The organism is Brucella daejeonensis (genome assembly GCF_014199265.1).
Lineage (GTDB): Bacteria > Pseudomonadota > Alphaproteobacteria > Rhizobiales > Rhizobiaceae > Brucella > Brucella daejeonensis.
In genome coordinates, this window is sequence record NZ_JACIJG010000023.1 from 25,975 (window position 1) to 47,158 (window position 21,184).

Consider the following 21,184-nt stretch of genomic DNA (forward strand, 5'->3'; position numbering starts at 1 on the left):
CGAGAGAAAGGCTCTCGGCGCCCGTCGTGGAGACTACCCCGATGGCTACTGCTACTCAGAAAATCACGTTGTCGTCCTCGCGCGACATTCCCTTCAACAAGCTCGTCCTGAGCCAGTCGAACGTCCGCCGCATCAAGGCCGGTGTCTCGATCGAAGACCTGGCGACTTCGATTGCGCGTCGCGGCCTGATCCAGAGCCTTCACGTCCGACCTGTCCTTGATGCAGACGGTCAGGAAACCGGTATGTTCGAAGTGCCTGCCGGAGGACGCCGCTATCAGGCCCTCGCAATCCTGGTAAAGCAGAAGCGCCTCGCAAAGACCGCGCCGGTCCCCTGCGTCGTCGGCGATGCCGCCAGCAACATCCTGATGGAAGAGATTTCCTTTGCCGAGAATGACGAGCGCGTGCCGCCCCATCCGCTCGACCAGTATCGCGCCTTCCAGACCATGCGCGACAAGGGCATGACCGAGGAAGACATCGCCGCAGCCTTCCTCATCGACGTTAACGTCGTCAAGCAGCGCCTGCGCCTGGCATCCATCTCGCCAGTGTTGCTCGACATCTATGCCGAAGACGGCATCGAGCTGAAGCAGCTCATGGCCTTCACCGTTTCCGATGACCATGCTCGCCAGGAACAGGTCTGGGCGGCGATCAAGGACGGCTGGCAGAAGGAGCCTTGGCGGATTCGCCATATGCTGACCGAGACTGCGGTACGCGCGGCCGACAAACGCGCCGTGTTTGTCGGCATCGACGCCTACGAGGCGGCGGGCGGCTACGTCCTGCGAGACCTGTTCGAGAGCGACAACGGCGGCTGGCTGCAAGATCCGATGCTGCTCGATCGACTGGTCGGCGAAAAGCTGAAGACCGTCGCCGAGGAAATTGCCGGCGAAGGCTGGAAGTGGGTCGAGATCGCCGTCAACTTCCCATTTGGGCACAATGACGGCTTGCGGGCGATCGTCGGTACGGTTGCCGATCTGTCCGACGAGGAGCGTGCCGCCCGTGAGGCGCTTCGTAATGAATATGATCGTCTCGAGGCCGAATATGGGGAAGCCGACGAACTGCCGGACGAGATCGATCAGCGCCTTGGCGAGATCGAACAGGCGCTCGATGCCTTCGAGCACCGTCCGGCGATCTACCATCCGGCGGAAATCATCCGCGCCGGCGTGTTCATCAGCATCGATCGTGATGGCGATCTGTTCGTAGATCGCGGCTATGTCCGCCCCGAGGACGAAGCTCCTCTTGCCGATGATGTTGAAGAGAGCGATGTCGATCACGAAACTCCGGCCGCGGTAATCGGGGCCGATGGCGCGATCCAGCATACCGTCATCACCATCGGCAGCCAGGCGGCCGAGCCGGAGGATGAAGACGAGGAAGACGTCATCAAGCCGCTGCCCGAACGGCTGGTGATCGAATTGACTGCACATCGCTCACTAGCGCTCCGCGATGCGGTCGGTGCCAATCCGCATGTCGCGCTCACGGCTCTTTTGCATAAACTGGTTCGCGACACCTTCCAGCGCACGAGTACGTCGGGTGCGAGCCTGCAAGCTTCGGTCAATCACGTCTTTTTCCGTGAGCAGGGCAGGGATCTCGCTGACGCGCCCTATGCAAAATCTGTCACCCAGCGGCATGAGGACTGGAAGGCGGATATTCCGGCCGACGATGACGCGCTCTAGGATTGGCTTGCCGTGCTCGACGATACCAGCCGCCTAGCGCTGCTCGCCCATTGCGTCGCCTACGGGGTTAACGTCTTATATGAGCGTCCAAATCCCCACAGCGCCACCGGAATCTCCCAGGCAGCTCTTGATCGCCGCATGGCCGAGGCCGATCGGCTGGCGCGCTCCACCGAACTCGACATGGTGGACGCGGGCTTCCGGCCCACGGTCGAGAACTACCTCGGACGCGTGACCAAGCCGCGCATCCTCGCCGCCGTCCGTGAAGGCGCCGGCGAGCGTGCGGCCGAGCTCATCGCCCATCTGAAAAAGGGTGACATGGCGGTGGAGGCCGAGCGACTCCTGGCGGATACCGGCTGGCTGCCGGAACCGCTGCGCCTTGCCGATCTCGATGGCGAGGCTGCCGCAGAGGTCACCGCGGCCGAAGCGGATGGCGCCGGGGAGGCGCTGCCTGATTTTCTCGCCGGTGACGACGACGATGCCGACAACGACGACGAGCATGGTGCGATGATCGCGGCCGAATAAGTGCGACGCTGGGCTGCTGCGATCGGCCCCGCATTTCTGCTCCCCTTCAAAAAAGGCGTTCCGCTGTCCGGCGGAGCGCCTTGTCTCATGCCGCGCTCGGTCATCCCGCTAGCTTGTCAGGGATGAAGCTGTATCAGTGGCGAGCAACATTTCTTGAATTTCTTGCCGCTCTGGCAAAAGCATCGATCATTCGGTCTGGTGTTGCGGGCGAGATCGACGAAGACGGCGCCAAGGCTTTGCTGGACGACTCGTCCGAGTGCTGCGAGATGGTTGCGATCCATGGTGAACCGGTTGCCCAAGGAATGTTGTTCGATCGTTCGCTGCAATGTGTCTGCAGCCCGTATCCAGTCCGGAACACTGGCAAACTGGCCGAGGCTCTTCTTGATGTTGATCAGTCGCTTTTGCCCAACGAAATCGTATGTGCGGACGGGGTCCGGGAGAAACAAAATTCTTGTTTCACCGTTTATCGGCGGGGTAATGTCGAGCAACGCCCCGTCCTTCTCCCAAACCGCATGATGTTCCGCCTCGATGAACACACGCGGCCATTCCCAGATCAGCCAGCCGTAGACGAGCGATCCGCCGTCACGGTCGACCTTGGCCGCGACATTGTTGAAGCATTCTGACGGTTGCGCCTCATTATCGGGCTGGACTGCGATGTAGGCCGGCCTGGCATCGGCATTGATACCGGCGCAGAATGCCAGTACGGCCGGGCTCAACTCCTTCGGCGACGTCGTATAGCTCTTCTTGAACAGGTCGGTGCTGATCGCGGGCACGCCGATCCTCCGGGTTCGGTGTTACGGCGATCAGTCCCGCCGCACGACGACGACATGTGACAGGCCCCGGTCGACGGCCTGCTCCTTCGCCCGCTCGATCACCTCGGTCAGAAGCATGTCGAAGGGACCGGAGCCTCCCCAGTCCTTTTCGTCGCTGACGTGGAAATAACCTTTGTCACTCGTGCCGGGTATGCCGTCCCTGTGAACGCGCACAACGATGTGACGTTCGTCCGGCATTTCGGGCGGCGCCCAGATGACTGTTACCATTTTTCGGGCCCCATAACCCATGCACGTCCCGTCACCTTAGAGTCATCGACAAGACGGGACATCGTCCGCACCAGGAATCATTCTGTGCAGGGATCATATCTCAACAAATGGCGGACAGTTTCGATTTATGATTTTCTCCCGCTTATTTCGTTTGAAACTGTAGTGTTGATATCCGGAAAAACAATAATCGTCGCTGCATTGGGGGAGCGTATGGAAGTCGAAGGACAAACGATCCGGGCGATATGGGATGCGTTACAACGACCGGAGCCGACCGATCGCCCATTTCCGGTTTCGTTGGCCACAAAGATTACTGAGGCCGGATGGGCATCGACGGCCGATATCGAAGATTTGCTGCTTATGCTCGACCGCAGATCGGACCCGCCGGCGGTCATCGATATCGAAAAGTTCGCCGCCGCGCTCGACTTGCAGTTCCGCGCTGTTTTCTCGCGTCCGAAACATCGTCTCGATGACGGTTTTGGTCGTTCCATGCTTTCCGCGATCGATACTGCCGCCTTCTGCATCTTCATCGAACGATTGGGGTTCCGGATCGACCTGACGATCTTGTGCGCTCGGCTCAAGGGGCTAATTCCGCCGGTTTCGCATCTGAGTGAGGACGAGATCTCGGTTCTCTTCTACGACCAGAACCGTCATCGCTTGTCGCCTGTAACTCTCTCGGCGCCCCCCCGGCCATGGCGGGGAATGCGCACGCTGCGGCACAAGACGGAATTGGGTTATCGGCTGGAGTATCTGATTGACGACGATGGTGAGCCTCTGTGGCTGAAGATCGTCGCTCCGAAATATCGCAAGCGCCCAGAGACGCAATCCGTGACCTGCCCCGATTGCGGAATGCTCTACGTCAAGGGCCTGCGGACCGATGAACAGATGCACCGGTCGTTCCATCGCAAGCGCTTCGCCATTATAGACCCGAAGCCGAACCGGCAATTCGCGGATGCATTGTCCCGCGATCTCGACGCTCCCTGGGTGGATGCGTCGTCACCGAAATGGAAACGCAAGGCGGTCTATGATCGGGCGCTGGAGTTCAAGCGCGAGCTTGGCTACGACTTCGTGCAATGGCAGACCGATCCCGATCACGACGATGAAGCGGTCGGGTTCCTGTTTTCCGATGACGAGGATCGGATCGTCGGTGCCTGCGCGTTTCGCCCCCAGCCGGATGGTCGCGGAGAGAGCCCCTGGCGGCTCGACTGGATATGGATTTGCCCCGATGCGCGGCGCCGGGGTCTGTTGGGGCGCCAGTGGGATCGCTTTCGCCAGCGTTTCGGTGTCTTCGACATCGAGCCGCCGATCTCGGAAGCAATGCAGGCGTTTTTACGCAAGCGCGGATGCGCCGGCCTGATCAGGTAATCGTTTCGAGGAATTCGGCCAGCAGCCTGTTGAACGCCTTCGCCTCCTAGCGATGAGGAGCATGCCCTGTCCCTGATTTGATGAGGGCGGTTCCCGCGTACGTTCATGACGCGGGGGGAAGTCGCAATATGCAAATCTCCATGTAGCGGCGGTTGTCGGAAAGGAAAAGGGCCGTGGGACGGGGTTGAGCCTGGGCGGTCGAGAGAGAGCGCTGCGCGGGCTTCCCCGTTCCTGCTCTCCCGAGGCTTCCTCTCATGAACATCACCTTGCCCCTGGCCGCCCCGGTCGCGCCTGTTGCCCATGCACCCGCCATTCTCGCGGCCGCCAATCATCTTCTCGGCCATCTCGAACGCGGTGAGCGCATCGATGCGGCCATCCTGCGCTCGGCCATGGAGACCGCCTTCGGTGCATCAGACTCCAGCGGGGCCTGGAATTGGAAAGCGGCCTACGACGCCTGCGAAGTGGCCACGGTCCTGTTTCTCCGGAAATACGGACGTGCGCTTTTCCGTAAAGCCGTCTCTCCGGTTTCGCGGCTTTCCGCTCTGTCGAAAATCGCCGGCCTCCTGCCCACCCATACCCGCCGCTCGGAAGAGAGCCAGGCATTCCAGCAGTTTTCGACGCCCGTTCCGCTGGCCCTAGCGAGCGTGACGGCGGCGGCCATCATGTCGAACGACATCGTGCTTGAACCTTCGGCTGGAACCGGACTTCTCGCCATCCTGGCCGAGATCAGCGGCGGTACGCTCCTCCTCAACGAACTGGTCGAGGTTCGCGCCGATCTGCTCGCCTCTCTCTTTCCGGCGATCGCCGTCACGCGCGTCGACGCCGCGCAAATCGACGATCATCTCGCACCGGGCGCCGTGCCATCCGTGGTGCTGATGAATCCGCCATTCTCGGCCCTGGCGAACGTCTCCGGCCGTGTGGCCGATGCCGGCTTCCGCCATATCGCCTCGGCGCTGAACCGCCTCGCTCCTGGCGGGCGGCTGGTGACGATCACCGGCGCCAATGTCGGGCCGGACCTTCCCGACTGGCGCGATGCCTTCGTCCGCTTGCAGGACCGTAGCACGATCGTCTTTTCCGCCGGTATCGCCGGCTCGGTCTATGCCAAGCACGGCACGACCTTTCCGACACGGCTCACGGTCATTGACAAGACGCCAGCCGATGATCCGGCCATCGTCCCGGCCTCGCCGGGCGTCGCGTCGGACGTCGCCACGCTGCTCGGCTGGATCGAGGCTCAGGTTCCGCCGCGCCGGCCGGTCGCGCTGCCGCAAGTCCCGATGCAGCTTCCGGCGGCGGCGGCCAGGAGCGTGCGCGGCTATCTCGCCCGCTCGGCCGCGTCACGTCCTGCCGCGACCGTCGCCGCCGATCCCGAAGGCGTGGAGCTGGCCTATGAGACGGTGGATTGGACGTCGCCCGACACGGCGCATCTGACCGATGCCATCTATGAGGAATACGGATTGCAGGCGATCCGTATTCCCGGCTCTCAGGTGCATCCGACCAAGCTGGTCCAGTCCGCTGCGATGGCGAGCATCGCGCCGCCGAAGCCGAGCTATCGGCCGATGCTGCCGGCCAATATTCTCGGCCTCCTGTCCGACGCCCAGTTGGAAACGGTGATCTATGCCGGCGAGGCCCACTCTGACTATCTCGCCGGATCGTGGACGGTCGATGACACCTTCGACGTCATTCAGGCCGCCCCGGCCGACGCCGCGAAGGCGGTGCGTTTCCGCCGCGGCTTCATGCTCGGCGATGGGACCGGCGCGGGCAAGGGACGCCAGTCGGCCGGCATTATTCTGGACAATTGGCTTCGTGGTCGCCGGAAGGCTGTCTGGATCTCGAAATCCGACAAGCTGATCGAGGACGCGCAACGTGACTGGTCGGCCCTCGGCATGGAGCGCCTGCTGGTCACGCCGCTGTCGCGCTTCCCCCAAGGCGCAAGGATCACCCTGTCGGAAGGCGTCCTATTTACGACCTATGCCACGCTACGCTCCGACGACCGTGGAGAGAGGGTTTCCAGGGTCCGGCAGATCGTCGAATGGTTGGGCTCCGACTTCGATGGAGTGATCATTTTCGACGAAAGCCACGCAATGCAGAACGCTGGCGGCGGCAAGGGAGAACGCGGCGACGTCGCCGCATCACAGCAGGGGCGCGCGGGTCTGCGGCTGCAGCACGCGCTTCCCGATGCGCGCGTCGTCTACGTCTCCGCCACAGGCGCCACCACGGTCCATAACCTGGCCTATGCACAGCGGCTCGGCCTGTGGGGCGGGGAGGACTTCCCCTTCGCCACGCGGGCCGAGTTCGTGGAAGCGATCGAGGACGGCGGCGTTGCAGCCATGGAGGTTCTGGCCCGCGATCTCCGCTCGCTCGGCCTCTATACCGCGCGCTCGCTGTCCTATGACGGCGTGGAATACGAGCTGGTCGAGCACAAGCTGACGGCCGAGCAGCATCGCATCTACGATGCCTACGCCGGCGCGTTCGCGATCATCCATAACCATCTCGACGCGGCGATGGAGGCGGCCAACATCACCGGCAGCGGCGACACGCTGAACAAGCAGGCGAAGTCCGCCGCCCGCTCGGCCTTCGAGTCGGCCAAGCAGAGGTTCTTCGGACATCTCCTGACCAGCATGAAAACCCCGACGCTGATCGGCTCGATCGAGCGCGATCTCGAAGCGGGCCACGCCGCCGTCATCCAGATCGTCTCGACCGGCGAAGCGCTGATGGAGCGCCGGCTGGGCGAGATCCCGACCGAGGAATGGAACGACGTCCGCGTGGACATCACGCCGAGGGAATATGTCCTCGACTACCTCGCCCATTCCTTCCCGGTTCAGCTCTACGCGCCGTTCACCGACACGGAGGGCAACCTCTCTTCGCGGCCGGTCTATCGCGACGGCCAGCCCGTCGAGAGCCGCGAAGCCGTCGCCCGCCGCGACGAACTGATCGAGCGGCTCGCCAGTCTGCCGCCAGTCCCCGGTGCGCTCGACCAGATCGTCCAGAGATTCGGCACGGACATGGTGGCGGAGGTGACAGGCCGATCCCGCCGGATCGTCCGCACAGGCGAACGGCTCGTCGTCGAGAATCGCGCGCCATCCGCTAATCTGGCGGAGACGGCCGCCTTCATGGACGACCTGAAGCGCGTGCTGGTCTTCTCGGACGCGGGCGGGACCGGGCGCAGTTACCACGCCGAACTGTCGGCGCGAAACCGGCGGCTGCGCGTCCACTATCTTCTCGAACCGGGCTGGAAAGCCGATGCCGCCATTCAGGGCCTCGGCCGCACCAACCGGACGAACCAGGCGCAACCGCCCTTGTTCCGACCGATCGCGACCGATGTGAAGGCGGAGAAGCGCTTCCTCAGCACCATCGCCCGGCGCCTCGATACGCTCGGCGCGATCACGCGCGGACAGAGGCAAACCGGCGGGCAGGGCCTGTTTCGGCCCGAAGATAATCTGGAATCGCCATACGCACGCGACGCGCTACGCCAGCTCTATCTCCTGCTGGTGCGCGGCAAGATCGAGGGATGCTCGCTCCACCGCTTCGAGGCCGCCACCGGCCTGAAGCTGATGGACAGCAACGGCATCAAGGATGAGTTGCCGGGTATCACCACCTTTTTGAACCGGCTGCTGGCGCTCACCATCGAGCTTCAGGGCATCCTCTTCACGGCCTTCGAGCAATTGCTCGACGCCAGGGTGCAGGGCGCCATCGCCAGCGGCATCTACGATGTCGGGCTGGAGACGCTGACAGCCGAGAGCTTCGTCGTCACCGACCGCAAGACGATCTACACCCATCCGGCCACCGGAGCCGAAACGCGGCTGCTCACCATCACCGAGCGACGGCGCAACCGGCCGATGATGCTCGACGATGCCTTCGGCTGGATCGCCGACGGCAACGGCAAGCTGCTGGTCAATGCGAAGTCTGGCCGTGCCGCAGTGCAGGTTCCGGCGCCTTCGCTGAGGCTGGACGATGGCGAGATCGAGCGGCGCGTGCGGTTGATCCGGCCGATGGAGCATCACCACGCTTCGCTGAAAATGATGGCCGAAAGCCATTGGGAGGAAACTGATCGCAAGACCTTCGCTGCCGTCTGGAACCGGGAGGTCTCGGAAGTGCCCGCCTTCTCCGACAGCACCATCCATGTAGTCGCGGGATTGCTGCTGCCGGTGTGGAAACGCCTGCCGAATGAATCGACGCGCGTCTATCGGCTCCAGACCGATGACGGCGAACGTATCATCGGCCGCCGTGTCTCTCCGGCCTGGGCTGCCAATGCGACCGCGACCGGTACGACCTCGCTTGCAGCGGACGATGCCTTTGTCGCGCTGATGGACGGTCGCACGATTCTCGACCTTGCCGAGGGCCTGCAGCTTCGCCGCGTCCGCGTCATGGGCGCGAACCGCATCGAGCTTTCCGGCTTCAGCGAGGCCATGCGTGAGCGGCTGCGCGCTTATGGTCTCTTCACGGAAATCATCTCGTGGAAGCTGCGCTTCTTTCTTCCGGTCGATGCCACGGGCGTCGCGGTACTCGAAAGGCTGCTCGAAACCTATCCGGTCGAGCGCATCGGTGAACGGGAGGCAGCGTGATGTCCCGTCACGACGCCTCGGATCTGGCAATCCGTCTCGGCCGCAACGCCGAGGCGGTCTGCCGCCACTATCTCTCGTCCGGCCATCCTGCCGGACGATACTGGCTCGTCGGCGATCCGCAGAACAGTCCCGGCCGGTCCATGTTCGTGCGCCTCACCGGGCCGGAAACCGGCAAGGGCGCCGCCGGAAAATGGACGGACGGCGCAACGGGCGAACATGGCGACCTTCTCGACGTCATCCGCGAGGCGCTCGGTCTTGTCGACTTCAAGGACGTGGCCGAGGAAGCGCGCCGTTTCCTCTCGCTCCCGCATCCCGAACCTGCGAAGCCGAGGACGCCGACCGGCGGGACGTCGAGCGTGGCTGTCGGTTCGCCCGAAGCGTCGCGGCGGTTGTTCGCCATGTCGCAGCCGATCGGCGGCACGCTTGCGGAAATCTACCTCAACGGGCGGGCGATCAAGTTGCTCTGCGGCACCGCCGCGCTGCGTTACAATCCGCGCTGCTATTACAGGCCCGATGAGCATTCGCCCTCCGAGATCTGGCCGGCGATGGTCGCGTCCGTCACCGACCTTGCCGGACGGCAGACCGGCGCGCACCGCACCTGGCTCGCCACGGACGGTTCGGGCAAGGCGCCTGTCGAGACGCCGAGGCGGGCAATGGGCGACCTTCTCGGGCACGGCGTCCGCTTTGGCGTGGCCGGTGAGGTGCTCGCTGCCGGAGAGGGGATCGAGACCGTGCTGTCGCCCCGCCAAGTCTTGCCCCACATGCCGATGCTGGCGGCGCTGTCGGCCGCTCACCTCGCTGCCATCCTGTTCCCGGCGACGCTGCGCAGGCTTTATGTCCTTCGAGACCGCGATCCGGCCGGGGACGGCGCCAGAGACAGCCTGATCGCCAGAGCAGGGAGCGTCGGGATCGAGGCGATTGCGTTATCGCCGGTCGGCGAGGACTTCAACGACGATCTGCGCTGGCGCGGCACCGATGCCCTCCGGGCGGCTTTGAAGGATCAGCTTCATCCCGCGGACGTCAGCCGGTTCATGGAGGGGTGAGGAGATGATCGGTGGGGCATGGGCGCAGCCCCAGGCATCTGCACCTGGTGTCTCCATCCATCATCGAAAACATCCTTCCTTGTCGGAGAAGCCGGCGCCCACGGCCTTCTGAGAGGGCGATCGGCTCACAAACGCGCCGGCCGGGCAATGGCGCGGTGGCCGACTATTTTCCGCCGGCGGCTGCGCCGCCTTTGCAGCGCGAGACAAAATAGCCGGCCTTGGCCATCAAGGCCCTCGCGGGAGCGCGAGGGCTGCCAGTCCGTCCCGCCTGTGAGCTTCGACGCCTGCGAAGGCCGCGATGGGCGCGGTCTCAGACGAAGGATGCTCCTGATGATGAACGAAGACGAAAACTTGAGGTTTGAGCCGGTCCACACCTCATCCCCCACCGATCATCTCCTCACCGAACTCCAGCTTTACGGCTGGCGCCCCTACAGCGACGAACCCGATCCGAGGCCGCTCCCGGAGGGCAATCTGGTCGCCGCCGCCGTCACAGACATCTTCGATGCCCTCGTTTCCACACTCGGCGATACCCGCCTCGAACCTGACCTCGACGACCTGCTCTGGGGGGCCGTCAACCTCTTCCACCGAGCCACCAGCCGGGTGGTACGCGAACTCGACGACAACGAACAGGCGCAGCGCCGCCTTCAGAGGGAACAAGATGGCAGCGAGGTGAAGTCGGTCGAGCTGGAGCGCCTGACGGCAGAGGGGCAGACGCTGATCGAGCGGCGCAACAGCATGGAACTCTTCCGGGACCTCTCCGCCGAAGCTTTCGAGCACCACACCGGCACGCCCTGGCGGCCGCGCACCGGCTCGATGGTCAACCATCGCCACCTGACCTCGGCGATGATCGACAGCCGCGACTTTCTTGCCGCGAAGCGCCGGGCCGAGACCGAGGTGATGCTGCCCACCGGCCCCAAGGTTGCCGTGACCGGCGGCGCTGACTTCAATGACCATCGCCTGATCTGGGCGAAGCTCGATCAGGTCCATACAAAGCACCCTGATATGGTGCTGCTGCACGGCGGCACGCCGAAGGGCGCCGAATTGATCGCCTCCCGCTGGGCAGATCACCGCAAGGTGCAGCAGGTCAGCTTCAAACCCGACTGGACGAAGCACGGCAAGGCCGCGCCCTTCAAGCGAAACGACGCCATGCTCGACGTCCTGCCGGTCGGTGTCCTCGTCTTCCCCGGCACCGGGATTCAGGAGAACCTTGCGGACAAGGCCCGTAAGCTCGGCATCCCCGTCATGAAGTTCGACGGCGGCGCGTAATGCGCCGCCGCTCGGCGGTTGCTTCTATCACCGATACTTGACTATCGGAGAAGCTGATGGCTTCAATAAAGCATCCTTGCAGAACCGGCGAAATAGCATAGTCGCAGGCGGAGCGTCTCTCCCGGCAGCCTGTCGTGATCCTCAACCGTTCATGTGGAGGTTTTCATGACGCTGATCCTGCTCGCCGTCTTCCTGACGATCGCATTCTCCATCATCGCCTATAATCTCGCGATCTACGCCCTTCCCTTCTGGGTCGGGCTGACAGCGGCTCAATACGCTTGGGCCGCGGGAGCCGGATTCGTGATGTCGGGCTTGGCCGCCATCGCCGCTGCGTTGCTTTCCATTGCGCTGGTGATCGCCGTTATCGGGTTCGCCAGGAACCCGATATTGCGCCTGATCGCGCTCGCCATCTTTGCTGTCCCGGCAACGGTGGCAGGCTACGCACTCATCCATGGCATTGCGAAGAATGCGATCGACCCGTCGATCGCACTCGATCTGCTCAGCGGTGCCGGCGGCCTGTTCATCGGCGTGGCCGCGATCGTCAATCTCAACGCTCTCGGCGTCGCAACACTTTCGCGCTAAAGCGACCGCGATCTTCCGCTCCGGAGAAAAATCGCGGCGTCTTTCGCCGCCGGGCCTCCGGTCTCCGCTTAGAACAGGATGTCAGGTCGGAACTGGCTTGGGCACCCCCCGTTTTCGGTCGGCTTCGCTTGGTTCAGGAAGTCGGTCATGGCGTATGAATCTCGCACGGACGTAGCGGTGGATGCCGCTGCCCTGGCCCTCATTCGTGTCGTGGACGCGGGCCGCCGGAACTTCATAGCTATTTTCCGCAATGCCGCTGGACCGAGCCTCCACCTGTTGAAGCGAGTGACGCGGCGCCATTCGCTCGGAGCCCGATATCCGGAACACCTTGTGCCGGACATCCTTGCCTTCCGGGCAGCGGCGTGAAGGGTGGCCGTGAAGGGGGTAGATTGCGGGCGACGGCCCTGGGTGGTGCGGCGGTGGTCCTGTCGCGATGACGCACTCGGCGAGGACGAAGGTTTTGCTGTGTGTCTCTGTCTGTGCTCTCAAAGGCATCAAACCCTCCGACTGACTGATCCCCTAAGACCGTTCGGTTTCCGACCGCAACCCCCGCGGCTCCGGACCGTGTTGCCGCGCAAGCGCGGCTGCCCGCCCCACTCCGGGCCTTAAGGGCGAGCTGCCGCCGGGGCGGCAGTTGCTGGCGTCTCCCGACGGCCTTGGCCGGGTCTCCTCGGAGGGATGGTCCCTCCGAGGAGCAACGGAGACTTACAATGCAGAACATCGTCATTCTCGCCGGCAACATCGGCCAGGACCCCGAAACCCGCACCACCCAGGGCGGCACCCGCATCACCCACTTCACCTTGGCCACCTCGCGGCCTCGCTATTCGGAAGGCAAGGTTGTCCGAGACGAGAACGGCTATCGGGTCCAGGATACCGAATGGCACCGCATCACCGCCTTCAACGGCCTCGGCAAGACGATCCACGAACATTGCGAGAAAGGCATGAAGGTTCTGGTCCGCGGCCGCATCCACTATACCAAGTGGACCGATCAGCAGGGCAACGACCGCTACGGCTGCGAGATCATCGCCGAGACGGTCGACTTCCTGAACCGGGCGAAGCAGACCGATAACGAAGATGGTCAATTCACCGACGATAGCGACATACCATTCTGAGTGGGATGGCCAAGACCCGGCGGCGCAAGCCGCCGGGATTTTTCATGTTCGCGGCGATCGCGACCATTGTGCTTTCACCATTCTAATCCGACAGCGGCTAAAGCCCTGTCCGGCTCAGGCGAACAAATCTCGTCTGATCTCATCCAGTCATATTCGGCGGCGGGCATCAAGTTCCATCTCCGAAGCACGCCAAGGATCGAGACCATCAGGGTGGCAGCATCGACCAGCTACAGCGTGAGGGTGCCGCAAGGTTTTCCGGCCCCGGTCCGCGCGCACCATCCCCGCTCTTTGAGGCACAACCTTGGTTTCAATTCCGGCCTTCCAGGGTCAACCCTTGCAGGGTCCGCTACGCGAGCGTGCGGTCGCCTCGGCCTTGCCTCCGCGATGACCCCGGCCGTGACCAAAACACTTCGGGCGCCTGTCGAGCGGGGAATGGTCCCCGCCTCCAAACGGGAGCCGGAAGATGTCCCTTGCAGACGCTCATGCCTACGCCCTCAGCCTCGCTGCCACCCTGATGGTCTCGATCGTCATCTTCCGTGCCGGCGACGGAACCCTCAACGTGATGCTCGCCGCCGAATATGACGGTGATGACGATACCGTCATCAGGGAGATCGATCCATTCGCCTGACGGATAGAGCTTCGGTCCCGCCGCCGAGCACTAGCGTTGCAGCCGCCGGGCTGCAACCGAATCAGATGAGGGCCAATGCCATCAATCGCGCCTTTTCGGGAGGTTCCCGCTGGCATTCGAAGCCAAGAGCGACTAAAATAGCCGTAGTTTTGGAATGTGCGCAGGTCTGTGTGGGAGGTGATCATGCATGATCACCGCCCGACAATCGCGGGCCGCGCGTGCGTTGCTGGGTTGGACACAGGAGACGCTCGCTGACAAGGCCCGTGTATCACTGACCGCGCTCAAGCGCCTCGAATCCGAAAGCGGTCTCGAGGTGTATGAGAGCACGCGCGATCAGGTACGGCGGGCTTTTGAAGACAACGGGATCGTCTTCCTCAACTCCGGCCCTGATGTGGGAGTGATGCTTGTCAGCGAAAAGCGCTAAATCGGAATCGATCATTAGCAGTGCTTATATTCCCGAGCCCAGATTTTACTATACCATTAAAATTCCGCTAACGATCGCCAACAACAGGGGCAAAAGCGGAACGGGAGGACTGCATGACCAAGGTCAAACTCGCGGACTGTCCGCCGACGGACGCCGAACTCACGGCCTACGACCGTGAGCATCTCAAGCTTTATCTGCGTCTTCTCGATGCGGAGGCGGAGGGCGCCGATTGGATGGAGGTTGCCGAAGTCGTACTTCGCCTCGATCCGAAGCGCGACGGCGAGCGCGCTCGCCGGATCTATGCAGCTCACCTTGCACGCGCGAAGTGGATGGCCGAACACGGCTTTGCTGGCCTTATGCGCTCAAGTCTTCATTGATCACCGTCGCGCATGATGCAAAACCTGCATCACGTTAAGCGATCTTCGTTATTCCCAAAAACCGATCGAGTTGAGATCGTCCCCCCTCCGTAACCCACAGTCGTAACGTGCGTGGAGGTTTGGAGGAATGCCGCAAGACCATGACTGGCGATCGAATGCCGAATATGACTTTGTCGATCAATTGACGACGTCCGAACTTGCCTGGGAATTCCTTCGCCGGAACCAGGAATACCGCCAGGCCTACCGCGATCTTTCCGCTCGTGGGCAGCTTCACAGCGACAAGGCGCGCGAGGTCGCTGAAAAATGGGGATTGTGCTTTTGTTGCAGATCCTCAACGCACAGCACTCGACCAACCCGTCTTCTGGACCCCGATTGCCGACCCCGGAGCCATTCTGCTCCACAGGGTCTTATTCGCTTCAAGCGATTCTGGGGCTGCTGAAGAATTCATCCGAGCACACGCCGTCGACGGCTCCGGTAACTGGTGCCTGCGGCTCAGCGTCAACGAAGAGCGTCTCGAGGTCACCCGGATCGATTCCGATTCCGGTGGCGTTCTGGTCGCCATCATCATCCTCGACGACGACACACCGGATCGGCTTCACGCGCTACTCCGCTTTTCGGCCATGCTGACCAGTCAGCGCGTCCCGCCCGATAATCGTCTGACGCCGCAGCGTCGGCGGCGCACTCGTCAGATGCTGCGCGTCTTCGATGCTCGCTCAGCCGGCGCGACGTACCGTGACATCGCCATCGCGATTTACGGGCGCTCGCGCGTCGCCTCCGAGCCCTGGAAAACATCGTCCTTGCGAGACGCCGTCATTGGCCTCGTTGAGGGCGGCTTCACGATGGTCGATGGCGGCTATCTCCAGCTGCTGCGCCGCCGCCGCCGATCCTAGCAGTTTCCGATCCAGCATGGGGTGGGGATTTTAGCTCATCTAAATTCCCCATCCCCCTGACGGCTCCTCTCCGCCACCGTGGTCGCCATCCGCCGCTGAACCGCAGCGGCCGCCAGCAACCTCACGGAGGCCCGATCCATGCGACCCGATCTCGTCGTTTTGCCGCCGCGCTATCTGCGCACCAAGGAAGCCGCGGAATTCCTCAGCCTGTCCGCCCGCACCCTGGAGAAGCACCGGACTTACGGGACAGGCCCGTCATACCGAAAGCTCGGTGGTCGCGTCGTCTATGCCGTCGACGACCTCGAAGCCTGGGCCTCCCGCGGCGCTGTCACCTCGACCTCCGATCCGCGTGGCCAAGTGCTGCCGGCGAAGCGCCAGACGCTCCCAGCCGTGCCGCAGCCCGGCCGCTACGTCCGCTGATCGCGACCGGCTTCCTTCATGGCGGTGCGGCGTCGATCCCTTTCGGAGCGCGGGCAGCTCGATCTGTTCCGGGCGCTTCCCGGCGACTTCGCGCCACGAGACGCGCAGGATCTCATGGCCTATCCTTTCTTCTCCCTTTCCAAGACGCATCGCGTTGCTCCGATCGATTTCGTCGCCGGCAACGTGACGATCCGGGTAGAGGCGGTCCCCGATCATGGCATGGCCACGATCTGGGACGCCGACATCCTGATCTGGGCGGCGAGCCAGATCGTCGAAGCCCGCGATAACGGGCTTCGCACCTCGCGGCTGATGGCCGCCACGCCCTATGAAATCCTCACCTATGTCGGACGGGGTACGAGCTCACGCGACTATCAGCGCCTGAAAGCCGCGCTCGACCGTCTGCAGTCAACGACGGTTTCCACCTCGATCCGCCAGCCTGCCGAAGGCCGCCGTCATCGCTTCTCGTGGATCAACGAGTGGCAGGAGCGCACCGACCGCAACGGCCGCCCAGAAGGCATCGAGCTGATCGTGCCGGACTGGTTCTATCAGGCCGTCCTCGACAATGCGCTCGTGCTGACCATCGACCGGACCTATTTCGACCTGACGGGCGGTCTCGACCGCTGGCTTTACCGCCTGGTGCGCAAGCACGGTGGCCGCCAGCGCGCCGGCTGGCGCTTCGACTTCCAGCACCTTCACCAGAAATCAGGCAGCTTGTCGCCATTCAAGCGCTTCGCCTTCGAGCTGCGCGAAATCATCCGGCGCCAGCCGCTGCCCGGCTACACCCTGTTCCTCGAAACCGAAATCGGCGGCCGCGCACTGCTCGCTTTCGAGCCGCTGCCCGCCTGTGGACAAGCTGTGGACGGCCTCGTGCTATCGGGAACCCGGACTATCGTGCTATCGGGAACCCGAGGCTCGTGCTATCAGGAACCCAAACAGGGTTTAACGCACGGAAATTCCACACGAAATCGCGACCTTAACTTAGAGTCTAACATAGACTCTAACCTTGAAGAGCGCGCGCGTGATGTGGAAAACCTCATCCGCGACGCCGCCAGAAGCCTCAGCGTTGCCGCCAGGAAGAGCGCGCCGATCGCGCCGGCCGAACCACTACAGGCGGCTGCAAGCCGCCGCGATGAAATCTCTCCATCCATCGATCCCGAGACGCCCCGTCTTCCTCTCGATCCACCGGGAGGACGCCGATGATCGTCGCGCTTCTCAACCAGAAGGGCGGCGTCGGCAAGACGACGCTCGCCCTCCATCTCGCCGGCGAGCTGGCGGTGCGCGGTAAGCGCGTGACCCTGATCGACGCCGACCCGCAGGGCTCGGCGCTCGACTGGTCGCAGCAACGGTCGCGCGAGGGCCTGCCGCGCGCCTTCGGCGTCGTCGGTCTCGCACGCGATACGCTGCACCGCGAAGCACCCGAACTCGCGCGCGACGTCGATCACGTTGTCATCGATGGCCCGCCGCGTGTCGCCGGCCTCATGCGCTCCGCGCTGCTCGCCGCTGACCTCGTGCTGATCCCGGTACAACCGTCGCCGCTCGACGGCTGGGCTTCGGCCGAGATGCTGGCGCTCCTGGCGGAGGCGCGCATTTACCGGCCCCAGCTCGGCGCCCGTTTCGTGCTGAACCGCTGCGGCGCCCGCACCGTCATTGCTCGCGAGACGGCCGAGACCCTGGCCGACCACGACCCGCCAGTGCTCGCCACAACAATCGGCCAGCGCGTCGTCTTCGCTGACGCCGCGCAGACCGGGCGGCTCGCCTCGGACATCGATCGGCGTTCGCCCGCCGCGCGCGAGATCGCGGCGCTGGCGGCGGAGGTCGAGCGTCTTCGCATCGGGAAGACCGCGCCATGACGGTTCTCCCCGAAATCATATCGTCCGGAGACTGCCGCGATCGCATGCCGGCGCGCGGCCCGTTCGACATGATCCTCGCCGATCCCCCCTACGGGGACACATCACTCGCCTGGGATCGCCGTGTCGAGGGCTGGCTGGCGCTCGCGCGCGGCGCGCTTGCCCCGACCGGCTCGATGTGGGTCTTCGGTTCGCTGCGCAGCTTCATGGCAACCGCCGACCGCTTCGCCGACGCTGGCCTGCGGCTCGCCCAGGAGATCGTCTGGGAGAAGCAGAACGGCACCGGCTTCCATGCGGACCGCTTCAAGCGCGTGCATGAACTGGCCGTTCAATTCTATCCGGCCGAGACACCATGGCGCGCGGTCTACAACGACCCACAAACCACGCCCGACGCGACGGCCCGCACCGTGCGGCGCAAGCAGCGTCCGCCCCATACCGGCCAGATCGACGCTGGCCACTATGTCAGCCACGACGGCGGGCCGCGCCTCATGCGCTCGGTCATCTACCTGCGCAACTGCCACGGCCGCGCGATCCACCCGACTGAAAAGCCGTCGGCGCTCCTCGAAATCCTGATCCGCACAAGCTGCCCGGAAGGCGGTCTTGTCGGCGACTGGTTTGCCGGTTCCGGCTCCGCCGGCGAAGCCTGCCGGCTCTCTGGCCGACGCTATATCGGCTGCGAGATCGACCCCACGATGGCCGACCGCGCCCGCGACCGCATCGCCACCGTGCTGCCGTTCCATGACGGAGACCCGTCATGACGACGCGCACCGAAAAGCGCGGGTTCGCGCAGCGTCCAGCCGATCCGGACGGATGGATCAAGGCAGGCGACACGCCTCCGCCACGCAATGGCGCAGCCGTGACCTTCACGGCCCGGCTCACCATCGACATCACGCCTGAGCTACGCGGCCGGATCAAGATCGCCGCCTTCGGCCGCGGCGTCACCGTCGCCGACATGCTGCGCGAGCTGTTCGAGCGCGAATTCCCCGACACCCAAGGAGAAACACCATGACCGGCAATGCGGCGCTCCGCATCGGCGGCCGTCCGTTGCCGGACGGTCCAGCCGCGTTCACCACGCTCGTCGAACTCACCTGGATCGAGAAACGCATCGAGAACTGGATCAGGTTCGGCCGCGAAAGCTACGAGCAGAAACTCGACCGCCGTCACAGGGTGGTTGGCTTCGCTCCAGGCACGATATTCTGCCTCGTCCGCTGGGCGGCGAACGAGTACGGAACGATCATCTCGCGCCTGGACATCGTGCGCGCAGTCGACCGTGGCGAGCCGTTCCAGACGCTGCCGTTCGTGCGTCCTGGCGGCGACATGCTGCTGAAGATCGAAAGCTGGCCGAAGGTCGAGGACGTGCTTCGCCATGTCGACGGCATCGAGGCCCTCGGCATCGATCCCGCGGACACCGATCCCGATCACTGGCGGCACGTCGCGCACTGGATGAATGCCGGCGAGATGCCGCGCCCGTACACGGCCGGGCGCCATCAAGCCTGGCTCCGGCGGCGGGAGATCGGGCAATGACGCGGCTCGGCTACCTCGCGACGACATCCGTCGCCGTGCTCGGCATCGCCGTAGCCGGCGCCACGCCGATGCCGCTGAAACTCATCTGGAACGCGACGGCGAGCGCGCCGGTCGGCTTCTACACGGTCTCGCTGACCGGGCGGATCGAGGCGCCGGATCTCGTCGCCGTCATGCCGCCCGAGCCGTTCGCCTCCTTCATGGTCGAACGCGGTTATGTCGGCCGCGACGTGCCGATCCTCAAGCACGTCGTCGGCCTGCCGGGACAGCGCGTTTGCCGCGACGGTCGCGCCATCACGGTCGACGACGTTCCGCTCGGCGAGGCCCGCGACCGCGACAGCCGTGGCCGCGACCTTCCGGTCTGGCGGGGCTGCCACGTGATCGGCGGCGGCGAACTTTTCCTCATGAACCTCGAAGCCGCCGACAGCCTCGACGGCCGCTACTTCGGCCCGTTTCCCGCCGCGGCGGTGATCGGCCGGGCCACCCCGCTTTTCACCGACGAGGACGGCGACGGTCGCTTCGTATGGCGCGCGCCGACGCGGTGAGCGCGCGTCCTTCGCAATCCCACCGCAGCACAGGAGACCATGACCATGGCCCAGATCGGACAGTTCACGCGCACGGAAGCGGGCTTCGAAGGCGAGTTCCGAACGCTCGGCATCAAAGAGGAAATGACCCTGGTTCCTGCCGAACCCTCGGAGACCGAGAACGCCCCGAAATACCGCGTCCTTCTCGGTGACGAAGACGGCCTCGACATCGGAGCGGGCTGGACGCACGTCGGCGAACGGGCCGGCGAGTTCGTCTCGATCACGATCTACAGCCCGCTTCTCGGCGGCACGTTTCGCGCAAATCTCTTCCGCGCCGGTGACGATGGCTCCGCCTGGGTGCTGAACACCGTCCAGCCCCCCAAGAAGCGGCAGGAGGACTGAATGGCGGCGCCCCGAGACCGCTCCTGCGCCGGACGTTGTTCCACCGTCCGGCGCTCAGCGCTCTTTCTCCTTTCCGGTCTGCTCTTCACCGCAGCCGCAACGCCGACGGTTCTGGCGCAAAGCGTGTCGCCTACGAGTGCCGTCGCCGCGCATCCGCATGCGGCGCATATCGCCGAGGCATCGCGCCGCTTCGGCATTCCGCCACCATGGATCGTCGCCGTCATGCGCGCAGAAAGCGCGGGCGACGTGCGGGCTGTCTCCTCGGCCGGCGCGATGGGTCTGATGCAGGTCATGCCGGACACCTGGGCCGAGCTTCGCATCCGCCACGGCCTCGGCCGCAATCCTTACGACCCACGCGACAACATCCTCGCGGGTACTGCGTACCTGCGCGAGATGTGGGATCGCTATGGCGACATCGCCGCCATGCTCGCGGCCTACAACGCGGGGCCCGCACGCTACGACGAGCATCGTGCGAAGGGCCGCCCGCTGCCCGCCGAGACGCGGGCTTACGTCGCTTCGCTCGCGCCCGCGCTGCGCGGCGACCGCCCTTCGAAGAACGGTTCGGCGATCGCTCGACCGCTCGACTGGCGCGAGGCGGCGATCTTCGTCGGGCGCGATGGCGGCACTTCCAGCGCCGATCCCACGTCTGCGGACCGCTCGACGGACGACGCCCTTTCACCCGTCACGGCGACGCCGCCGATGCTTGTCGCCGCACAGCCGGATGGGCTGTTCGTCACACGGAATGCCACCGGGGACCGGCCATGAGCGGCCCGGCGGCATTTCGCATCCCATCGTGCGTTGGCGTGTCGTGGAGAGCGCCGGGGGTGGCGGCAGGCGCAGCAACCGGACGATGGCAGGATAAAAGGGCGCACGGTGCGCTTCGGTCGGGCGGTTGTTTTTGTTCATGTTTTTGGCGCGTTCCGCACCGTGCAGCGCTTTCGCGCACCGTGCGCTCCGCGCCCATCTTCATGATTTTCTTGTCCTTTTTGCACCGT

Annotated in this window: 22 protein-coding genes and 2 pseudogenes; 22 read left to right on the forward strand and 2 right to left on the reverse strand. The window is 64.2% G+C overall.

The window, feature by feature from the left end; translation table 11 throughout:
- Nucleotides 1-41 precede the first annotated feature (41 nt).
- Nucleotides 42-2,189: pseudogene (locus FHS76_RS19605) on the forward strand (ParB/RepB/Spo0J family partition protein).
- 116 nt (nt 2,190-2,305) lie between these two features.
- On the opposite strand, the gene FHS76_RS22810 reads toward FHS76_RS19605, so the two are convergent.
- Both FHS76_RS22810 and FHS76_RS19615 read right to left on the reverse strand, forming a co-directional pair.
- On the reverse strand, nt 2,306-2,962 hold the full coding sequence (locus tag FHS76_RS22810; protein ID WP_183657014.1) for an SEC-C metal-binding domain-containing protein: 657 nt from the start codon (nt 2,960-2,962) through the stop codon (nt 2,306-2,308).
- A gap of 30 nt (nt 2,963-2,992) precedes the next feature.
- Nucleotides 2,993-3,229: a hypothetical protein gene (locus tag FHS76_RS19615; protein WP_183657016.1), complete on the reverse strand. Its 237-nt coding sequence runs from the start codon at nt 3,227-3,229 to the stop codon at nt 2,993-2,995.
- Nucleotides 3,230-3,586: 357 nt separating this feature from the next.
- Here FHS76_RS19615 and FHS76_RS19620 point away from each other — a divergent pair, with 357 nt between their 5' ends.
- The 21 genes and pseudogenes from FHS76_RS19620 to FHS76_RS19715 all read left to right on the forward strand — a co-directional run bounded on the left by FHS76_RS19620 (nt 3,587) and on the right by FHS76_RS19715 (nt 20,954).
- Nucleotides 3,587-4,591: a hypothetical protein gene (locus tag FHS76_RS19620; RefSeq protein WP_183657017.1), complete on the forward strand. Its 1,005-nt coding sequence runs from the start codon at nt 3,587-3,589 to the stop codon at nt 4,589-4,591.
- Nucleotides 4,592-4,845: 254 nt separating this feature from the next.
- Complete coding sequence (locus tag FHS76_RS19625; protein ID WP_183657019.1) at nt 4,846-9,153, forward strand: strawberry notch family protein; 4,308 nt, start codon at nt 4,846-4,848, stop codon at nt 9,151-9,153.
- On the forward strand, nt 9,153-10,196 hold the full coding sequence (locus FHS76_RS19630; protein WP_183657021.1) for a DUF7146 domain-containing protein: 1,044 nt from the start codon (nt 9,153-9,155) through the stop codon (nt 10,194-10,196). Before FHS76_RS19625 ends, FHS76_RS19630 begins: the two co-directional genes overlap by 1 nt.
- A gap of 330 nt (nt 10,197-10,526) precedes the next feature.
- A complete protein-coding gene (locus FHS76_RS19635; protein ID WP_183657023.1) occupies nt 10,527-11,462 on the forward strand; it encodes a DUF2493 domain-containing protein in 936 nt (311 codons plus the stop codon).
- 165 nt (nt 11,463-11,627) lie between these two features.
- Nucleotides 11,628-12,044, forward strand: a complete 417-nt coding sequence (locus FHS76_RS19640) for a hypothetical protein (RefSeq protein ID WP_183657026.1) — start codon at nt 11,628-11,630, stop codon at nt 12,042-12,044.
- Nucleotides 12,045-12,191: 147 nt separating this feature from the next.
- Nucleotides 12,192-12,410 carry a hypothetical protein gene (locus FHS76_RS19645; RefSeq protein ID WP_183657029.1) on the forward strand — a complete coding sequence of 73 codons (219 nt, stop codon included), beginning with the start codon at nt 12,192-12,194 and terminating at the stop codon, nt 12,408-12,410.
- A gap of 344 nt (nt 12,411-12,754) precedes the next feature.
- Nucleotides 12,755-13,156: a single-stranded DNA-binding protein gene (locus FHS76_RS19650; RefSeq protein ID WP_183657032.1), complete on the forward strand. Its 402-nt coding sequence runs from the start codon at nt 12,755-12,757 to the stop codon at nt 13,154-13,156.
- Between the two features lie 463 nt (nt 13,157-13,619).
- Nucleotides 13,620-13,784, forward strand: a complete 165-nt coding sequence (locus FHS76_RS19655; protein ID WP_183657035.1) for a hypothetical protein — start codon at nt 13,620-13,622, stop codon at nt 13,782-13,784.
- Nucleotides 13,785-13,971: 187 nt separating this feature from the next.
- Nucleotides 13,972-14,208 carry a helix-turn-helix domain-containing protein gene (locus tag FHS76_RS19660; RefSeq protein ID WP_183657038.1) on the forward strand — a complete coding sequence of 79 codons (237 nt, stop codon included), beginning with the start codon at nt 13,972-13,974 and terminating at the stop codon, nt 14,206-14,208.
- Nucleotides 14,209-14,321: 113 nt separating this feature from the next.
- Nucleotides 14,322-14,585: a DNA -binding domain-containing protein gene (locus FHS76_RS19665; RefSeq protein ID WP_183657041.1), complete on the forward strand. Its 264-nt coding sequence runs from the start codon at nt 14,322-14,324 to the stop codon at nt 14,583-14,585.
- A 127-nt stretch (nt 14,586-14,712) separates the two neighbouring features.
- Nucleotides 14,713-14,844: pseudogene (locus FHS76_RS22925) on the forward strand (transcriptional regulator domain-containing protein); the annotation flags it as partial.
- 1 nt (nt 14,845) lies between these two features.
- Nucleotides 14,846-15,475 carry a DUF2285 domain-containing protein gene (locus FHS76_RS22750; RefSeq protein WP_183657043.1) on the forward strand — a complete coding sequence of 210 codons (630 nt, stop codon included), beginning with the start codon at nt 14,846-14,848 and terminating at the stop codon, nt 15,473-15,475.
- Nucleotides 15,476-15,613: 138 nt separating this feature from the next.
- Nucleotides 15,614-15,895 carry a helix-turn-helix transcriptional regulator gene (locus tag FHS76_RS19675; protein WP_183657046.1) on the forward strand — a complete coding sequence of 94 codons (282 nt, stop codon included), beginning with the start codon at nt 15,614-15,616 and terminating at the stop codon, nt 15,893-15,895.
- A gap of 18 nt (nt 15,896-15,913) precedes the next feature.
- Nucleotides 15,914-17,095: a replication initiator protein A gene (locus tag FHS76_RS19680; protein ID WP_183657057.1), complete on the forward strand. Its 1,182-nt coding sequence runs from the start codon at nt 15,914-15,916 to the stop codon at nt 17,093-17,095.
- The gene (parA, locus tag FHS76_RS19685; RefSeq protein ID WP_183657059.1) at nt 17,092-17,745 is read left to right on the forward strand and encodes a ParA family partition ATPase; all 654 of its coding nucleotides are present in this window, start codon (nt 17,092-17,094) and stop codon (nt 17,743-17,745) included. Before FHS76_RS19680 ends, parA begins: the two co-directional genes overlap by 4 nt.
- Nucleotides 17,742-18,500 carry a DNA-methyltransferase gene (locus FHS76_RS19690; RefSeq protein ID WP_183657062.1) on the forward strand — a complete coding sequence of 253 codons (759 nt, stop codon included), beginning with the start codon at nt 17,742-17,744 and terminating at the stop codon, nt 18,498-18,500. The genes parA and FHS76_RS19690 overlap by 4 nt, the downstream gene beginning before the upstream one ends.
- Entirely contained in the window at nt 18,497-18,751 is a 255-nt protein-coding gene (locus tag FHS76_RS19695; RefSeq protein ID WP_183657065.1) for a hypothetical protein, read from the forward strand. The genes FHS76_RS19690 and FHS76_RS19695 overlap by 4 nt, the downstream gene beginning before the upstream one ends.
- Entirely contained in the window at nt 18,748-19,266 is a 519-nt protein-coding gene (locus FHS76_RS19700; protein ID WP_183657068.1) for a DUF2840 domain-containing protein, read from the forward strand. The genes FHS76_RS19695 and FHS76_RS19700 overlap by 4 nt, the downstream gene beginning before the upstream one ends.
- Nucleotides 19,263-19,808: a S26 family signal peptidase gene (locus FHS76_RS19705; protein WP_183657071.1), complete on the forward strand. Its 546-nt coding sequence runs from the start codon at nt 19,263-19,265 to the stop codon at nt 19,806-19,808. Before FHS76_RS19700 ends, FHS76_RS19705 begins: the two co-directional genes overlap by 4 nt.
- A gap of 45 nt (nt 19,809-19,853) precedes the next feature.
- Nucleotides 19,854-20,189, forward strand: a complete 336-nt coding sequence (locus FHS76_RS19710; protein WP_183657074.1) for a DUF736 domain-containing protein — start codon at nt 19,854-19,856, stop codon at nt 20,187-20,189.
- On the forward strand, nt 20,190-20,954 hold the full coding sequence (locus FHS76_RS19715) for a lytic transglycosylase domain-containing protein (RefSeq protein WP_183657077.1): 765 nt from the start codon (nt 20,190-20,192) through the stop codon (nt 20,952-20,954).
- Nucleotides 20,955-21,184 lie beyond the last annotated feature (230 nt).

Bases quoted from the DNA above. Each gene is read 5' to 3' on its own strand.
- FHS76_RS19615 (WP_183657016.1), bottom strand. From the start codon at position 3,229: ATGGTAACAGTCATCTGGGCGCCGCCCGAAATGCCGGACGAACGTCAC.
- FHS76_RS19620 (WP_183657017.1), top strand. From the start codon at position 3,587: ATGCTCGACCGCAGATCGGACCCGCCGGCGGTCATCGATATCGAAAAG.
- FHS76_RS19625 (WP_183657019.1), top strand. From the start codon at position 4,846: ATGAACATCACCTTGCCCCTGGCCGCCCCGGTCGCGCCTGTTGCCCAT.
- FHS76_RS19630 (WP_183657021.1), top strand. From the start codon at position 9,153: ATGTCCCGTCACGACGCCTCGGATCTGGCAATCCGTCTCGGCCGCAAC.
- FHS76_RS19635 (WP_183657023.1), top strand. From the start codon at position 10,527: ATGATGAACGAAGACGAAAACTTGAGGTTTGAGCCGGTCCACACCTCA.
- FHS76_RS19640 (WP_183657026.1), top strand. From the start codon at position 11,628: ATGACGCTGATCCTGCTCGCCGTCTTCCTGACGATCGCATTCTCCATC.
- FHS76_RS19645 (WP_183657029.1), top strand. From the start codon at position 12,192: ATGGCGTATGAATCTCGCACGGACGTAGCGGTGGATGCCGCTGCCCTG.
- FHS76_RS19650 (WP_183657032.1), top strand. From the start codon at position 12,755: ATGCAGAACATCGTCATTCTCGCCGGCAACATCGGCCAGGACCCCGAA.
- FHS76_RS19655 (WP_183657035.1), top strand. From the start codon at position 13,620: ATGTCCCTTGCAGACGCTCATGCCTACGCCCTCAGCCTCGCTGCCACC.
- FHS76_RS19660 (WP_183657038.1), top strand. From the start codon at position 13,972: ATGATCACCGCCCGACAATCGCGGGCCGCGCGTGCGTTGCTGGGTTGG.
- FHS76_RS19665 (WP_183657041.1), top strand. From the start codon at position 14,322: ATGACCAAGGTCAAACTCGCGGACTGTCCGCCGACGGACGCCGAACTC.
- FHS76_RS19675 (WP_183657046.1), top strand. From the start codon at position 15,614: ATGCGACCCGATCTCGTCGTTTTGCCGCCGCGCTATCTGCGCACCAAG.
- FHS76_RS19680 (WP_183657057.1), top strand. From the start codon at position 15,914: ATGGCGGTGCGGCGTCGATCCCTTTCGGAGCGCGGGCAGCTCGATCTG.
- parA (WP_183657059.1), top strand. From the start codon at position 17,092: ATGATCGTCGCGCTTCTCAACCAGAAGGGCGGCGTCGGCAAGACGACG.
- FHS76_RS19690 (WP_183657062.1), top strand. From the start codon at position 17,742: ATGACGGTTCTCCCCGAAATCATATCGTCCGGAGACTGCCGCGATCGC.
- FHS76_RS19695 (WP_183657065.1), top strand. From the start codon at position 18,497: ATGACGACGCGCACCGAAAAGCGCGGGTTCGCGCAGCGTCCAGCCGAT.
- FHS76_RS19700 (WP_183657068.1), top strand. From the start codon at position 18,748: ATGACCGGCAATGCGGCGCTCCGCATCGGCGGCCGTCCGTTGCCGGAC.
- FHS76_RS19705 (WP_183657071.1), top strand. From the start codon at position 19,263: ATGACGCGGCTCGGCTACCTCGCGACGACATCCGTCGCCGTGCTCGGC.
- FHS76_RS19710 (WP_183657074.1), top strand. From the start codon at position 19,854: ATGGCCCAGATCGGACAGTTCACGCGCACGGAAGCGGGCTTCGAAGGC.
- FHS76_RS19715 (WP_183657077.1), top strand. From the start codon at position 20,190: ATGGCGGCGCCCCGAGACCGCTCCTGCGCCGGACGTTGTTCCACCGTC.